The organism is Isoptericola sp. Y581, from assembly GCF_059445475.1.
In genome coordinates this window covers 213,632-229,272 of sequence record NZ_JCAIUK010000001.1, presented here as the reverse complement: position 1 = coordinate 229,272, position 15,641 = coordinate 213,632, and the positions used below count along the sequence as shown (strand labels likewise).

Annotated in this window: 12 protein-coding genes; 6 read left to right on the top strand and 6 right to left on the bottom strand. The window is 73.7% G+C overall.

Features of this window, described 5'->3' with window-relative positions:
- Positions 1-27: 27 nt before the first annotated feature.
- Genes AC1C2W_RS01105 through AC1C2W_RS01090 form a run of 4 tightly spaced genes read left to right on the top strand, consistent with a single transcriptional unit; the run spans position 28 to position 4,521 of the window.
- Positions 28-948, top strand: a complete 921-nt coding sequence (locus tag AC1C2W_RS01105) for a glycosyltransferase family 2 protein (RefSeq protein ID WP_495412119.1) — start codon at positions 28-30, stop codon at positions 946-948.
- On the top strand, positions 945-1,772 hold the full coding sequence (locus AC1C2W_RS01100) for a glycosyltransferase family 2 protein (RefSeq protein ID WP_495388206.1): 828 nt from the start codon (positions 945-947) through the stop codon (positions 1,770-1,772). Before AC1C2W_RS01105 ends, AC1C2W_RS01100 begins: the two co-directional genes overlap by 4 nt.
- Positions 1,769-3,040 carry a hypothetical protein gene (locus tag AC1C2W_RS01095; RefSeq protein WP_495388207.1) on the top strand — a complete coding sequence of 424 codons (1,272 nt, stop codon included), beginning with the start codon at positions 1,769-1,771 and terminating at the stop codon, positions 3,038-3,040. The genes AC1C2W_RS01100 and AC1C2W_RS01095 overlap by 4 nt, the downstream gene beginning before the upstream one ends.
- Positions 3,037-4,521, top strand: coding sequence for a lipopolysaccharide biosynthesis protein (locus tag AC1C2W_RS01090; RefSeq protein WP_495388208.1), 1,485 nt, complete (start codon positions 3,037-3,039; stop codon positions 4,519-4,521). The genes AC1C2W_RS01095 and AC1C2W_RS01090 overlap by 4 nt, the downstream gene beginning before the upstream one ends.
- A 20-nt stretch (positions 4,522-4,541) precedes the next feature.
- On the opposite strand, the gene AC1C2W_RS01085 is transcribed toward AC1C2W_RS01090, so the two are convergent.
- The 3 genes from AC1C2W_RS01085 to AC1C2W_RS01075 all read right to left on the bottom strand — a co-directional run bounded on the left by AC1C2W_RS01085 (position 4,542) and on the right by AC1C2W_RS01075 (position 8,704).
- Entirely contained in the window at positions 4,542-6,098 is a 1,557-nt protein-coding gene (locus AC1C2W_RS01085) for a sugar transferase (RefSeq protein WP_495412118.1), read from the bottom strand.
- A 35-nt stretch (positions 6,099-6,133) separates the two neighbouring features.
- Entirely contained in the window at positions 6,134-6,679 is a 546-nt protein-coding gene (locus AC1C2W_RS01080) for an LPXTG cell wall anchor domain-containing protein (RefSeq protein ID WP_495412117.1), read from the bottom strand.
- A 168-nt stretch (positions 6,680-6,847) separates the two neighbouring features.
- Positions 6,848-8,704, bottom strand: a complete 1,857-nt coding sequence (locus AC1C2W_RS01075; protein WP_495412116.1) for a DUF4012 domain-containing protein — start codon at positions 8,702-8,704, stop codon at positions 6,848-6,850.
- Positions 8,705-8,800: 96 nt separating this feature from the next.
- Between AC1C2W_RS01075 and AC1C2W_RS01070 the strand changes: the two genes are divergently transcribed.
- On the top strand, positions 8,801-9,385 hold the full coding sequence (locus AC1C2W_RS01070) for an arsenate-mycothiol transferase ArsC (protein WP_495388212.1): 585 nt from the start codon (positions 8,801-8,803) through the stop codon (positions 9,383-9,385).
- On the opposite strand, the gene AC1C2W_RS01065 is transcribed toward AC1C2W_RS01070, so the two are convergent.
- A complete protein-coding gene (locus AC1C2W_RS01065; RefSeq protein WP_495412115.1) occupies positions 9,363-10,871 on the bottom strand; it encodes a sugar transferase in 1,509 nt (502 codons plus the stop codon). The genes AC1C2W_RS01070 and AC1C2W_RS01065 overlap by 23 nt on opposite strands.
- A 212-nt stretch (positions 10,872-11,083) precedes the next feature.
- Here AC1C2W_RS01065 and AC1C2W_RS01060 point away from each other — a divergent pair, with 212 nt between their 5' ends.
- Positions 11,084-11,341, top strand: a complete 258-nt coding sequence (locus tag AC1C2W_RS01060) for a DUF2530 domain-containing protein (RefSeq protein ID WP_495388214.1) — start codon at positions 11,084-11,086, stop codon at positions 11,339-11,341.
- Positions 11,342-11,345: 4 nt separating this feature from the next.
- Here AC1C2W_RS01060 and AC1C2W_RS01055 read toward each other — a convergent pair whose 3' ends face one another.
- Both AC1C2W_RS01055 and AC1C2W_RS01050 read right to left on the bottom strand, forming a co-directional pair.
- Positions 11,346-14,723 (bottom strand): sacsin N-terminal ATP-binding-like domain-containing protein, encoded by a 3,378-nt coding sequence (locus AC1C2W_RS01055; RefSeq protein ID WP_495412114.1) that lies wholly within the window; start codon positions 14,721-14,723, stop codon positions 11,346-11,348.
- Entirely contained in the window at positions 14,720-15,625 is a 906-nt protein-coding gene (locus AC1C2W_RS01050) for a DUF3027 domain-containing protein (RefSeq protein ID WP_495388216.1), read from the bottom strand. Before AC1C2W_RS01050 ends, AC1C2W_RS01055 begins: the two co-directional genes overlap by 4 nt.
- Between the last annotated feature and the right edge of the window lie 16 nt (positions 15,626-15,641).

The following is a 15,641-nucleotide window of genomic DNA, read 5'->3' as shown; positions in this document are numbered from 1 at the left end:
GTCCCGCTCGGCCCGAACTGCTCGTCGGTGCGTCGGAGGAGGTCATTCCCCATCGATCGTCTCCAGATCATCGTGGTGACCTATGGCCGGCCCGACCTCGTCGCGCGATGCCTTTCCTCAGTCCTTCGCTCGGTCCCGGAGAAGACGACCGTGCATGTCGTCGACAACAATTCCCCGGACGAGACCGCCGACGTGGTCGCGACCAGGTTTCCGGAGGTCACGCTGCACCGCCGCCTGTCGAACGACGGCTTCGCGGCGGCGAACAACGCGGTGCTCGCCGACATCACCGCACAACACGTGCTCCTGCTCAACCCGGATACCGAGATCGAACCCGGGCTCCTCGACCATCTCCTCGACGACATGGACGAGAACCCGGACATCGGCATGATGGGATGTCGGCTCGTCACTGCCGACGGCAGTCTGGACCACGCCGCGAAGAGGCGGATCCCGAGCCCGTGGACCGCCGCCCGCTACTTCGCCCTCAGGCTCGTCGGACGCACGGGGACCGCCTATACGGCGCCGGACGTCGGCGAGTTCGACGTCGCCGACGTGGAAGCCGTGAACGGTGCCTTCATGCTGGTCCGGGCCGAGGCGATCCGCGAGGTCGGCCCTCTCGACGGACGGTTCTGGATGTACGCCGAGGACCTGGACTGGTGCGTGCGGATGCGTTCTGCGGGCTGGCGCATCGTCTACGACGGCCGGGTGTCCGCGACGCACGTCAAGGGAGGCTCGTCCGGCAGCGCGCGACCGCTCCGCCTCAACTTCCACTTCCATCGCAGCATGGCGCTCTTCTACCTCAAGCACCAGAGGGGGAACCCGCTGGTCGACGCGTGCGTCGTGGCGGGGATCTGGCTGCGCTTCGCGCTGTCCAGCGCAGCGAGCGCCCTCACGCGCGCGCTCGCCAGGTGGGGTGTCGCCGGCTCCCGAGCGACGGCGCAGGGCGCATGAGCGCGGCGACGCAGGCCACGACCGGCCGGATCAGCGTCGTCCTGCCGACCTACGACCGCGCAGAGTCCCTCCCGGCGGCCATCGCCAGCGTGCTCGAGCAGACGGTCCCGGTCCACGAGGTGATCGTCGTCGACGACGGATCGACGGACGCCTCCGCCGAGGTCGTGGCCGGGGCGGCCGAACGAGACCCCCGCGTGCGTCTGGTGCACCAGCCCCACCTCGGCGCGACCGCGGCACGAAACCGGGGCATCTCCGAGGCCGAGGGCGAGCTCGTCGCGTTCCAGGACAGCGACGACCTGTGGGTGCCCACCCTCGTCGAGCGGCTGAAGCCGTGGGCCGGACCTGGCGTCGTCGTGTTCGGGACATGCCGGGCGTGGTCCGGGTCGAACCCGAGCCCGAGCCTCGAGCCGCCTCGCCGGATCGCCGACCCCCGTCGCTCCCTCCGCCTGACGAACCGGTTCTCCACCCAGTCGGCGATCCTCGACGCGGCGCTGCTGCAGGACGTGCGGTTCGACGGGGGCCTCCGCCGGTTCCAGGACTGGGACCTGTGGCTGTCGCTCATCGAGAAGACCAACGCCCGGCTCGTGCACGTTCCGGTCGTCGTGGCTGACAAGTTCCTGTCCGAGGACAGCATCACCCGTGGCGATCCGCGGGTCCGGGACGCGAGCATCCGTCGCATCATGAGGCGCCACTGGCGGCTGTTCGCGCGCGACCCCGTCGCGCTCGCGCGGACGACGGTGCGCGGCGTGGTCCGCCCCGCCCTGCAGTCCGCCCGCACCACGGTCGACCGCGGGCGTCCGCGACGCGCGGGAGAACTCGCATGACGGCCCTCGCGGCACCGACGCGGACCACCAGCCCCCGCGAGATCGATCGCGCGGCACGACTCGTCACGGCCTCGACGGTCGTCGTGGTGGTCGGGATGCTCTTCGCGACGAAGATCGCCGACCGTCTCGCCGTCTCCAACGTCGCGCAGGTCATCGGGATCGTCCTTCTGCTCGCGGCCTATCCCCGGCTGGTCCGGACGCGCGACACGGTGCTGATCCTGGTCGGCGTCGCTTCCGTGGCGGTCGCGTCGCTGTCCGTGTCGTTGCAGTACGGCACTCGCATCCTGTTCACCCACTCGATCTACTTCCTGATCGCGACGATCTACCTCGTCGCCGTCTACCGGGCGTGCCGCGACCACGGAGCCACGGACGCCGTATCGGAGGGCGTGCGTCGCGCGATCCCGGTGACCGCGGTGGTGCTCGTGTCCATGCTCGGCTGGGACCTCGTCTCGGGCGCCGAGATCCCAAGCCTCGGGTTCGACGACAACTCGCACGCGGCGATGGCGGCGTGCTTCCTCGCGTTCGCCTCGCTGCGCTTCCTCCGCACTCCGCTCCGGCTGCTCGTCGCCCTCGGGTTCTTCGCCCTCGCGCTCATCACCTACTCGAGGATGCCCTTCTTCTTCGCACCGTTCCTCGTGCTCGCCTTCTGGACCGAGTACCGCCGGGTCCGTGCCCGTGCCGCCGAGGTGTGGCAGGTGTTCGGCGCGCATCTCATCCTGCTCGCTGCCGTCACCATCCCTGCGCTCCTCGCCGCTCGCGCGGCCGACCGCTTCACCGTCTTCGAGAGAGTGCTGGCACCGGGCGAGGCGACCTCGGCCTCGACGACGGCCCACCTCGAGCTGCTCTCCCTCGGTGCAGAGCTCAAGATGGACAGCCTGTGGAACGTGGTACTCGGCGTGACGCCCGGGGGCTTCTCCAACGCGGTGGCCGCGAGCGAGATCGACCTCACGGGCATCGCTGCCAAGGACCCCGCGACCTACCAGCTGATCCTGGAGGGCTCCGCGCCGCTCCACTCGACGCTGGGCTCGATCGTCCTGGAGTTCCCCCTGTGGGTGGCCGTCCTGTACCTCGTCGTCCTGGCGCGCACCACCGTCGCACTCTTGCGCAGGAGGGAGTGGGTGATGGCCATGTTCGTGATCGCCCTGGTCGTCGCCACGTCGCTGTACTCGAGCCACAACGAGCTCTACTTCGTCGTAAGCCTCGCCGTCCCCCTCGCCCTCGCCTACCGCAGCCCGCCCGCAACGCCACGAGCCACCTCGACCGCATGACGGGCGACCCGACCGACGGCGCACGTCGCCTCGGCAGGATCGCCGCGCGAGGCAGCGCCTCGACGCTCGCGGGACAGCTCGCGCGCGCGGGGGTGCAGGCGGTCTCCCTGGTTGTCCTGGCCCGGCTTCTCCTGCCCGAGGACTTCGGGCTCGTGGCGATGGTCGCCGCCGTGGTGCGTATCGGCGACGTCGTGCGGGAGAGCGGCATGGCGAACGCCGCGATCCAGGCCACGACGCTGTCCGACAAGCAGCGCGACAACCTCTTCTGGCTCAACACGGCGCTCGGCTGCGTGACGGGCGCGACGCTGTTCCTCCTCGCACCGCTGGTCGCCGCCTTCTACGGCGAACCCGCGCTGGTGGAGATCACCCGGTGGCTCGCCCTGACGTTCGTCCTGGGCGGCATCACCACGCAGTACGGCGCGAGCCTCGTGCGGGACATGCGGTTCACGGCCGCGGCGACGATCGAGGTCGTCGGCCAGATCGCCGGCCTCGGGACCGCGGTCGTCGTCGCACTGCTCGGTGGCGCCTACTGGGCCCTGGTCGGCCAGAACCTCGCGATCGCCCTGGTCATCTGCGTCGGCTCGGCCGCCGTCGCGGGATGGCTCCCCGGCCTCCCCCACCGACGCGTGAGCATCCGCCCGCTCGTGGGATACGGCCTCCACCTACTCGCGAGCCAGCTCGTCGAGCAGACGTGTCGGGCCGCCGACACGATCGTCGTGGGATTCCGGTTCGGTGCGGTGTCGGCAGGGCTCTACAACCGGGCGTTCCAGCTGATGGCGCTCCCCATGCGGCAGCTCACCTACCCCGCGCAGCGCGTCGCCCTGACGGTCCTGGCGCGGCTGCAGAACGACAAGGACGAGTTCTGGCCGTTCGTCCTGCGGGGTCAGACGATCCTGCTCCACGCGCTCACCCCCGTCTGCGCGTTCGCCGCCGCACTGGCCGCACCCCTCGTCGACATCGTGCTCGGTCCGACCTGGGCGTCGGCCGCACCCGTCCTGTCCCTGCTGCTGGTCGCCGCGATCTTCGAGACCGCGAGCCAACCGACGACCTGGGTCCTGCTGGCGACCGGGCGCACGCGGGCGCTGTTCGTCTTCACCCTCGTGACCCGGCCGCTGCTCCTCGTCGCCATCGTGGCAGGGTCGTTCCTGGGGATGGCGGGGGTGGCAGGCGGAGTGGCAGTGTCCGCTGTCGTCATCTGGCTCGTGGGCCTCGTCTGGATCCGTCGCACGAACGACGCGCCCGCCGGCCGGCTGTTCGGCGCCGCCCTCCGGGCCGTCGTCGCTCACGGGGTCGCCGCGGCGGCGGGAGGAGTCGCCGCGTCGTGGCTCGACCTCCCCGGACCGTGGGCCGAGGTCGGCGTCGGTCTCGGCATCGCCCTCGTGGCCCTCGGTGTCGTGACGTCGGTCTGGCCCGGGCTCCGTCACGACCTCGCGGCAGTCCTTCGCAGCGCACGGCTCCTGCGGCCCCCCGCCGGCTACTGACGAGGCCCGAGCACTCGTCGTCAGTAGGCTCCGCTGCCTCCGACCACGGTTCGGGCGGTCCGGAACAGGATCGCGATGTCCCCCAGGAGCGTCCAGTTCTCCACGTAGTACAAATCGAGCCGGACGCTCTGGTCGAGCGGGAGGTCGTTGCGCCCGCTCACCTGCCACAGCCCGGTGAGGCCGGGCTTGACGAGCAGGCGGCGCCGCAGCGCGTCGTCGTACTGCGCCACCTCGAGCGCCACCTGCGGGCGAGGCCCGACGAGGCTCATGTCGCCGCGCAGCACGTTGAAGAGCTGCGGGAACTCGTCGATCGAGTAGCGGCGCAGGAACCGCCCCAGCGACGTGATGCGGGGGTCAGCCTTGGGCTTGTAGAACACCCCCGCTTCTCCGCCGAGGGCGTGGGAGAGCTGATCCTCGGCGCCGGCCTTCATCGTGCGCAGCTTGTAGAGCGTGAACGGTTCGCCGTTCAACCCGATCCGCTCCTGGCGGAAGAGCGCCGGCCCTCGACTGGTGAGGCACACGAGAGCGGCCGTCAACAGCAGGGGGACGGCGATGACCGCGAGGCCGAGGCCCGCGGCGACCACGTCGAACGCGCGCTTCAGCGCGTGCTGGGCTCCGGTGTAGCCGGGCGGGGTGACCTGGACGACGGGCACGCCGTCGATGGGCGTCATGAGGAGGCGCGGGCTCGCGACGTCGGCCAGTCCGGGCATGACCAGGAGGTCGGCTCCCGTGGGCTCCAGGTCCCAGGCGATCTGCTTGATGCTCTGGGTCGTGGCCGTGTCCGACGCCGTGACGGCGACGGCGTCGACGCACGCCCGCCGCGCGACGTCGGCGGCCTCGCTGACGTCACCGAGCACGGGCACCTCGGGGAGCGGGGACGGCGCAGCGGTACCGCCGGGCAGGCACACGCCGATCACGTCGAACCCGGCCGCGTGCGCCCGGCGCATGCGGATACCGAGGTCCTGGACGGTGTCGAACGCCCCGACGAGCAGGGTACGCCGGCGACACTCGCCCCGTTCCCGGTCGGCGCGCAGCCGCCGCGCGACCCAGCTGCGTCCGGCGAGGATCAGCACCAGCCCGAGGGGCAGCGCGACCGCCACGTAGGAACGCGCGAGGTCGAACTTCAGCAGGTAGCACACCACGGCGGCGAGGCCGAAGAGGGCGAGCGACGAGCGCAGCACCCGCACGGTCTCCTCGCGCCCGGAGCCGAGGACGCGATGGCTCCGCGCCCCGCCGAACCCGAGCGCGAGAACCCACGCCTCGACCAGCACCACCGAGATCAGCAGGTACTGCCCGCCTCTCGGCTCCAGCAGGCCGACGTCGACCTCGAGGTCGAAGCGCAGGACGTACGCGCCCACCACCGCGAGCACGATCGCCACGAGGTCCACGACGAGCACCCGCCCGGTGAGCGAGGCCTGCCAGGCCTCCCCCGACCTGGTGGCCCCCACCGGTCGGGTGGGGGCCACCAGGGACGCGGGCGCCGCCCGCGCCTGGGCATTCGCGCCGATCTCGTCCGGGTGTCGACCTGGAGCGCCAAAACCCTCAGCGACGGACGGGGCGTCCTTCTCGACGGTCATGGAGGTCGTTGCTCCGGTTCACCGGGCGCCGCGCGTCACGGCGTCCCGTCCCCCGGCACGGCACGGTGGCTGCGCCCGCGTACTCGTGCGACCACCAGGGCCGCGCCGCCGAGCAGCAGCAGCGCACCCGCGGTCAGCAGGTACGGCATGCTGGTCGCGCCGGTCACGGGGAGGCCCCCGCCGCCGGAGGTCGTGGACTGGCTGTCGACGACCCCGGCACTCGTGCCGTCGCCATCGCCGGTGCCGGTGCCGGTGCCGGTGCCGTCGCCCGCGGCCACGGCGGTCACGCTCGCGGTGCCGACGACCTGCCCGTCGTCGTTGGTCGCGGTCAGCGGGTACGTGCCCTCCTCGGGCAGCGTCACGGAGAAGTTGGAGACCCCGTCGGTCGTGGCGGCGGTCTGCGCACCTGCGACCTCGATCCCGGAGTCGTCGACGCCCGGGATCTCGAGGGTGAACGAGCTGTTGTCGACGGGGCCGGTCACGGTGGCCGTGAACGGCACTCCCACGGTGGCCGTGGTGACGCTGACCGTCAGCGTGTACTCGTCCGGTGTGTAGGTGTCGTCGGTGTCAGCACTGGCCATGGTTGCCGGAATTGCGACCATGGCGGCCAATGCGGTGGCAAGGGATACAAGACGTCGAAGCATACTCTTTGTCCCTGGTCTCGCGGATTCATGAGGAAAGTGCCGACCGGCACCTGTCTGGCGCCCCCAAGGGCGCACCTCAGCTCTCTCGCTTCCGAGGTCGTGGCCTCAACGCTGAGCGTGAGCGCCCGGCGTCGATCGAATGGCTACGTCGCCGGATTGGTGCTTCCCAGTGATCATCACATAGGTCAGGGTGCTTGTCGCCCCGGGTTCCAGCTCGAGAGTTCGGGCTCCGACAATGAGGCGATGATGCATCTGCGGGAAAAGACCGACATTCCCCTCCGTGTCGTGTGCTGACACAATTCGACCCCCCGCCGGCGCATAGGCCAGCGAGTTCATCCGGAGTTCACCTGGCTTTTCCTCGTCCATACCTGTGACATATGGGGGTAGACCTCGCACCTCGTCCGGTGTCGCGGTATTCGTGTACGACACAGTCACCTCCAGCTCGTGCGAGCCGTCCGGGCGGTCGTCGACCACCTCGACGTCGACGTCCGAGTCCAGGTACCAGCCCATCTTCGCGGCGCTGGTCAGCTGGGTGTACACGCCCACCACGGGGGTGTCGTCGCCCTGCACCCCCCGCAGCGCGCCGTCGAGCACGGTGCCGTCCAGCACCGACTGCTCGTCCTCGTCCGCGGACCAGAGCATCACCCGGCCCTCCCGCGTGCTCTGGGCGAGCGCCTCGACCAGCCGGGACGTGTCCGAGGACCCGCTCATCACGCGCTGGAACGCCGACTGAGCCACCTCCGCAAAGACGTCGTCCTGCTTGCTCGGTCCCGAGTACTTCAGGTAGACGCCGTGCAGCAGGAACTGCGAGAGCTCCTCCCCCTCGAGCTCCCGGCCGTCGGGCACCTCCAAGGGCCCGTCGACGGCGAGGATGTCGGCGAGCGCCACGGGGTCGAGCGAGAGCACGCCGTCGACGGTGACGCCGGTGCGCTCCCGCCACATCTCCCGCGCGAGCTCCGCCGCGCGAGGGAAGTCCGGCGTCATCGTGACGTTCTGGCCGTAGCGCGCGAGCTTGTCGCCGAACAGCGCGGTCTCGGGCTCGTCGAGCGGCAGGACCGGCTCGTCGAACACCCCGAGCGATGACGCCGCGCGCTGGTCCTCGATCGTCACCTCGCCGTCCTCGGCCCGCAGCTGGATCAGGGAACCCGGGATCCCGCCCAGCGCGCGGGGCTCGGCGTTGGTCTGCACCAGCACCAGGTACCGCCGCGCGTCCTGCCCGCCCAGCATGGCGGGGAGCAGCTGGACCGCCCGGGAGGCCGTGGCGGTGGTGGCGCGCACCTCGGTGAGCTGGTCCCCGACCGCGGCGACGGCGTCGTCCACCTGGGGCACCAGCGTCTCCCCGATGCCCGCCACCGTCTGCTGGGCGATCTCGATGTCGCGGTCGGCGTCGACCACGGCCGGCTCGACCTCCTGGAGCGGCCCCAGCGCCACCCTGCCGTCCTGTGGCGCCACCGTGGCAGGGTTGACCACCTGGGCCACGCTGACGAGGTCCTCGAGCGGGCCGTGGGCGAGGGCGTCGCTCACCTCGGCGAGCGTGGCCACCGCGTCCGCGGTGCTCCCGACGAACGGGAGCCGTTCGGTCAGCGTCCAGTGCACACCCGTCGTCGCCCGGACCGCGTCGGAGGTGTCCTCCTGGAGCGCCGTGAGGGTCGTGTCCACCTCGTCGGAGCGACCCGCGGTCGCCGCAGGGGTCAGCGCGGAGATCTGGGCCGCGGCCCGCTCGAGCGAATCACGCGCGCGCATGGCGTCGGTCACGACCCGTGCGAGCAGCAGGGCGAGGACCAGCACGAGGATCACGAGCACCCAGATCGCGATGCGCCACCGGCGGCGGCGGACCGCGCGGCTCGTCGCGGAGAGCCGCGGCCGCTGCGGGCGCGGCGTGTCCGGCGGTCGAGCCGTCGTCGTCCCGACCTTCGGGATCGGGGTGTTCGCCCACTTCTCGCCCCATCCGGGATGCGTCACGGGCTCTCCCGTCGTGTGATGGCGTCGGGTGACGGTGCGGCTGTCACGCTACCCAGGGTTGCGCGTCACGGCATCGCGAGCGGAGGAGGAGCCGGGTTGAGCTATGACGTCCTGCTCGTGTGCACGGGGAACATTTGCCGCTCGCCCGCGGCCCAGCATCTGCTCGCTGCCGCCCTGGACGGGTCGGTCACGCTCACCAGCGCGGGCACGCAGGGCCTGACGGACTGGCCGGTCGACGACCGGATGGCGGCGCTGCTCGCGGCCGACGGCATCGTCGCCTCCGGTTTCCGGTCCAGGCCCCTCACGGGACCGATGATGGCGGACGCGGACCTGGTGCTCACGCTCACGGCAGCCCACCGGGCAGAGGCGCTCGCGCTGCACCCGTCGGCCGTGCGGCGCACGGTCACGCTCGGCGAGCTGTCGCGGCTCGCGGCGGAGCTCCCGCGAGGCACCATGCAGGGCGACACCGACGGCGAGCGCCTCGCCACCCTGGTGCCCGCCGCGCTCGCGCTGCGGCCCCGTTTCCTCGGCCAGGACGGCGACGACGACGTCCCCGACCCGTACGGGCGCCCCGACGACGAGTACTGGCGGGCCTACGCCTGGATCCGCCGGCACGTGGGGCGGCTGGTGACGTCGTTGCGCGGCGAGGCGGGGTCGGTCAGTACGCCCCGCGCCCGGTGACCACGGCCTTGGCCGTGCGGGCGAGGATCAGCAGGTCGCCGAAGACGGTCCAGTTCTCGGCGTAGAAGACGTCGAGCCGCACGCCCTCCTCCCAGGACAGGTCGGACCGCCCGCCCACCTGCCACAGCCCGGTGAGGCCCGGCTTGACGCGCAGCCGACGGCGCACGCGCGCCTCGTACTGCGACACCTCCGCCGGCAGCGGCGGCCGCGGCCCCACCAGGGACATCTGGCCGCCGAGCACGTTGAACAGCTGCGGCAGCTCGTCCAGCGACAGGCGCCGCAGCACGCGTCCGACCGGCGTGACCCGCGGGTCGTCGCGCAGCTTGAACAGCACGCCCGCGCCGTCGCTCGGCCCGGCGAGCACGGCCCGCTCCCGGTCCGCCCCGTGCCGCATGCTGCGGAACTTCAGCATCCGGAACGTGCGCCCGTCCCGGCCCACCCGGTCCTGGCGGAACAGCACCGGGCCCCGGCTGGTCACCTTCACCGCCAGCGCCACGACGCCCAGCAGGGGCAGCAGCAGCAGGGTGATGAGCGCGGCCCCGGTCCAGTCGACCACGGACTTGAGCACGTACCGCGGCCCGCTGAACCGCGGCGCGTCCACGTGCAGCAGGGACACCGACTGCTCAGGGGTGATCGTGATGCGCGGGCCGGCGACGTCGGCGAGCTCCGCGGTGAGCATGAGGTCCACGCCCGCGGGCTCGAGCTCCCACCCGAGCCGGCGCACGACGTCCGCCGTGATCGCGTCGGAGCCGCTCACCGCGACGCAATCGGCGCCCACCTGCGCCGCCATCGCGCCCGCGGTGCGCAGGTCGCCGAGGATCGGCACGCCGAGGATCTCCGCGCCGGGCCGCACGTCGTCCACGGCGGGCACGCACACGCCGATCACCCGGTAGCCCGACGTGCGGTCGTTCAGCTCGTGGACGAGCCGCTCCACCTGGTCGCGCAGCCCGACGGCGAGGACGAGGGTCACGCACCCGCCCACCTCCCGCTGCCGGTGCAGCCAGGTCCGCGACGCCCACCGGCCGGCCAGCAGCGCGACGATGCCGGACGGCACCGCCACGAGCAGGAACGCGCCCGCCCCGGGCCAGGCGACGAGCAGCGCGCTCAGGGCGAGCGGGGCGACGAGCTTCCAGGACGCGTCGAACACCCGCTGGTACTCGGCCGGGCCGGAGGCGAACACCCGCACGTCGTAGGCACGGGCGAGGGCGAGGCTGCCAAGCCACGTCGCCACCAGGACGGCGGCGAGCAGCACCTGGTCGCCGAGCACGGACGGCGTCACGCTGTCGGTCACGGTCGCGCCGCGCACGAGGGCGGCGGCGGTCGCGGCGACCAGGACGACGGCGGCGTCCGTGCGCATCAGCCGGTGACGGTAGGCCGCCTGCCAGGACTCGGCGCGGAACGAGTCGCGCACCTCGCGCAGCCGCACCGCGCGGACGGCGGCGAGGCGCGACCGGGAAGGCCTGCGGGTTTCCGGGACGGTGATCACGACGGGGCCTCCTCTCCGGGTCGGTGCTCTCGCGTACGACGCTTCGGTGCCATCACGTTAAGAGCGTCACCACCGCTTCGGAGAGACCTTTGAGGCCCTTTCACCCCGGCTTTCACCCAGCCAGAAGCGCCCTCCTGACCTGCACTTTCACCCGCGTTTCAGCCACGAGGCCCCGTCATGGGGAAGATGCCTGGAGCGCCTAGACTGAGCGCGTGCCCTCGCTCGTCCGACTTCTGACCCACCCCGAGGAACGCCGGCCCAGCCCGCCGCCCCCGCGCGTGGACCTGCGCCGCGTGCTGCTCGGCGGCATCGCCGCGTGGACGATCGCGCTGATCGTGACGCTGGTGCTGCTCATGTCGGGGCGCGCGACGTCGGAGGTCGTCGTGACCTGCGTCGCCGGCATCCTGCTCGGCGGGGCCGGGCTGCTCTGGGAGCGCAAGCACCGCGGCGAGTACCGCGGCGAGGACTGACCGGTCAGCCCCAGGCGGTCGTGACCCACAGCTCGGCGGCCCGCTCGGGCGCGGCGAGCACGGTGGCCAGCAGTGCGGCGCGGTCGGGGCGACCCAGCAGGTCCGCGAGCGCAGCGGCGAGCCCGGCGCGGTCGGTAGCGTGTGCCCGGCCCTCGGCGTCGACCCACCACGGCACCGGGCTGCCGGCCACGGACAGCCGCCCGTGCTCGAACCAGACGTCGGGCAGCAGCGGGTCGAGGGCCGTGACCCGCTCGTCGAGCGGTCGCTCGCGGCCGGGGCCGTCCGGGGAGGGCAGCCCGTCCTCGCCGACGACGGGCAGGTCGAGCAGGTCGGCCACGGCTCCCACCTCGCCCTGCGGCACGGGCAGCACCGGGCGCAGCACGGCCCAGCGGGCGGTGCCGGACACCTCGACGTCGTCGGCCCGGCGCACGACGACGTCGCTCGCGTCGAGGGCGGGCAGCCGGTCGGGCAGCGGGTCGAGGGCGTCCGCGCGCGCCGCGGGGGCGAGCCGGACCGCGAGGCCCGCCAGGCCCCGCCACACGCCGAGCGCGACGGGCAGCGGCAGCGGCGTGCCGACGTCGGGCAGCCGGTCCAGCGCGGCGGGCCAGTCGGCCGGGTCGAGCCGGCCGAGGCCGTCCACGACGCCGAGCGCGCGCTGTGCCTCGTCGTCCAGCGCGGCGACGGCCGGCGGCGCGGCGGGCAGCAGCGGGACGCCGTCGTGCGCGGCGAACGGGGCGCCGAGGCGGTCCCGCAGCCACCAGGCCGTGTACGACGGACCGCCGGCGACGGGGGTCAGCAGGGCGCGACGGGCGGCGGGGTCGGCCACGATCCGGGCGAGCACTGCGGCCCACGGCCCGGCGCCCCCCGCGCCGTCGCCGTCGTCCTCGTTCCCGTTCTCGCCGTCCTCCACCGCGTCGAGGTCCGCCACCGCGTCGACGTCCCCGACGTCGGTCCCGGGGCCGAACCGGCCGGCCAGGAAGTGCAGGTAGTCCTGCCAGCCGGAGAGCCACCCGGCGGGGTCGTCGGGGCCGTGCTCGGGCTCGGGGTCCTCGGGGTCGGGCGTGAGCACGTCCGCCACCCGGTACACGCCGACGTCGGCGCGCACGCCCAACGCGGCCAGCAGCGGCGCGCCGTAGTAGGCGAGCGCCGCGCGCGTGACGGGCACCAGCGCGGGCATCGCCCCGGCCGCCCACGACCCCGGCAGCACGGCCTCGCGCGCAGGCCGCATCCCGCCCTCGGTCGGCACCGGGAGCTCGCCCAGCCAGAACGGGAACCCGTCGCCCCCGGTCGCCTGCGCGAGCCGGGCCAGCGCGAGAACGTTCTGCACCACCTCGCGCGGGCTCACCTCCACCGGGCCCACGAGCGTCGACGCGCCGGGGGTGCCCGGCATGTCCGGCAGCTCGGCCGCGCCCTCGAGCAGCGCCTCCGACGCGGCCAGCGCCAGCCCGCGCACGCCGGCGTCGTCCAGGAGGGCGCGCGGGCTGGTGGACGTGGCGCCCGCGCGGACCAGCAGCGGGTGCGCCGCGTCCGGGTGCACCACCCGCACGCCGAGCGTGCGCGCGACCGCCGCCAGCGCGGGGTCGTCGTCGTCCTCGGGGAGCACCACCGTGCCGCGCACGCCCGACGCGGTGCGCCCGTCGGCGAGCGGCACGCGCGCGCCGGCCAGCGCCTCGAGCACCCCCGGGTCCGACGCGTACGAGGCGAGCGCCTCGCACAGCGCCCGCCAGCGCGCGGGCGGCAGCCCGCCGGGCAGGTCGGCGACGACGTCGGCGAGGGTGGTCGGCGTGGCCCCGAGCCGGCGGGCCACCCCCTGCTGCGCGGTGGTCAGCGTCACCAGGCCCGGGACGACGCCGGAGAGCACCGCGACGAGCTGCGGATCGTCGCCCGCTGCGCCCACCAGCACCGTCGCGTCGGCGGGCGCGACGGCGCCGCCTACGGGGTCGTCCTCGGTGCCGTCGTCAAGCCCGCGCGGGGCGGGCAGCAGCGGGGCGGAGCGCAGGGCGTCCAGCGCGACGTCGCGGAGGGCGGCGTCGAGGTCCCCGGCGGGCATCCCGCCCGGCACGAGGTCGAGCACGTCGGCGGCATGCTCGTTGGAGCGGTCGGCGGCCAGGTCGGTGAGCAGCTCCGCGAACGCGCGCCCGGCCTCGGCCACGAGCCGGTCGGTCAGCGGGCCCGGCAGCACCCGGCGGCGCCCCGGGTCCACCGGGAACGACGCCATCAGGAGGCCCGGGAACGTCAGGGGCACGTCCGTGGGCGTCGGCGCGTGCAGCACGCCGGCGGTTTCCCCGGACTCGCCCAGGCGATCGTCCGGGCCACCTGCCGGCCCGCGCTCCGCGCGCGGCAGCGCCCAGGTCACGGACCACCGGGCGCGGCGCTGCTCGTGCGGCAGGTCGGCCACGTCGGCGGCGTCGACGTCGCCCGTGCGCCGCAGCACCACCCACCGCTCGCTGAGGTCCGTGAGCACGCGGGACCGCTCCCCGGCGGACACCTCCACCCGCTCGAGGGCGGGCAGGGCCAGCAGCAACGCGTCGTCCACGGCATCGAGCTGCGCGCGCACGGACGCCGCCGCGTCCTCGTCGCGCAGGAACAGCTCCACCACGGTGTCGTAGCCCGCAGGTACCTCGTCGCCGTCGACTACCTCGTCGCCGTCGACATCACCGTCGCCGTCGCCCAGCGCCGGGGCGGGGAACGGCAACCGCAGCACGGGCAGGTCGTCGCCCCGCTCGGCGACGTCGGCGCGCAGCCGGGAACCGTCGGGGGCGACGTCGTCCAACAGCGCGCGCGTCGCGTCGAGCGAGAACCGCACCCCGCCCGTCGTGGACCGCACCGTGATCTCGTCCGCCACGCCGCGCACGGCCGCGAAGCCCACGCCGAAGCGGCCGACCTGCGCCTCCGCTGGTTGAGCCTGTCGGAACCCGGCTGGCTCCCCCGCAGGTTGAGCTTGTCGAAACCCCGTGGTCTCGACAAGCTCGACCGACGAGACGGACTCGACCGAAGAGGCGGACTCGACCGAAGAGGCGGACTCGACCGAAGAGGCGGACTCGACCGAAGAGGGCGTCTTCGCCGAGGCCCGGAGCGACGCGAGGGACGCCACGCCGTCCGCGGTCAGGGGCGCGCCGGTGTTGGCGGCGACCAGCCGCGCGACGCCGCGCGGGTCGTCGCCGAGGTCCTCCAGGCGGAGCTGCAGCCGGCCCGGCTCACTGGCGCGGGCGGCCGCGTCCGCGGCGTTCTGCGCGAGCTCCACCACCACGCGGTCCCGGTAGTAGCCCCGGGCGTGGTCCTCCTCGGCGTTCGCATCCTCACGGAAGCGCGTGCCCGAGCCGAGCCACGCCTCCGTGACCGCGTGCCGCAGCGCCGCGGTCCCGAAGACGTCCCCCGTCACTCGGCGTCGGGGCGCTCGGGAGCGGCGTCCGCCTCCGTCGTCGGCTCCGGGCCGTCCGGCCGGTCGTCCGGCTGGTCGTCCGGCTGGTCATCCGAGGAAGGAGTGCGCTGCACGACGACCGGCTCCACCTTGAGGTCGTCGATGAACGGCGCGTCCGCCGGCCAGTCGTTCGGCGCCTGGGCCGCGTCGGTCTCCGAGTGCGCGCCGCACCCGTGGTCCAGTGACACGACCTTGCCGTCGTCGGGAGACCACGCGTTGGCGCAGACGCCGAAGACCTGGCCGAGCGGGCCCTGCAGCGGCACCAGGAAGCCGCAGGTCATGCACTCCGACGGCGACGCGACCGCGCCGGGTGCCGTCGGCCCGCGCGACCCGCGGTACCAGCGCTCGGCGGCCTCGTCGCGGCCCTGCGGGGACAACACGCGTGCGCGGGCGAGGGCGAGCTCGTCGATCGCGACGGAGTCGAGCTCCTCGTCGCCGGTCGGCGTCCAGCCGGGCTCGAGGCGCGGGTCGTCGGCGCGGAAGGGCAGCGTGTCGCCGGGGCCGACGTCGCCGGGGCGCAGGCGCTCCGACCAGGGCAGCCAGGCCGGGGCGAGCAGCGCGTCCTCGCCGGGCAGCAGCTCCACCTCGCACACGGTGGCGACCCGCCCGCGCGGCACGCGGGCGAGCGTCACCGTCCAGTGCCAGCCGCGGTAGCCGGGCATCGTCGCGGCGAACCGGTGGGACATGAGGCGCTCGCCCTCGGCGACCGTCCCCAGGTGCTCGCCCACGTCCGACGGCGACGACGCGCCCTCCTCCGCGGCGGCGCGCGCCTGGTCGACGGCGCCCAGCAGCACGGCGTCCTTCCGCGCGCGGGAGCTGACCCGCGTCGTACGGGCGGGTGCGTCTGCGGCAGCGGTCACCATGTCCTCGTCGTCCTCT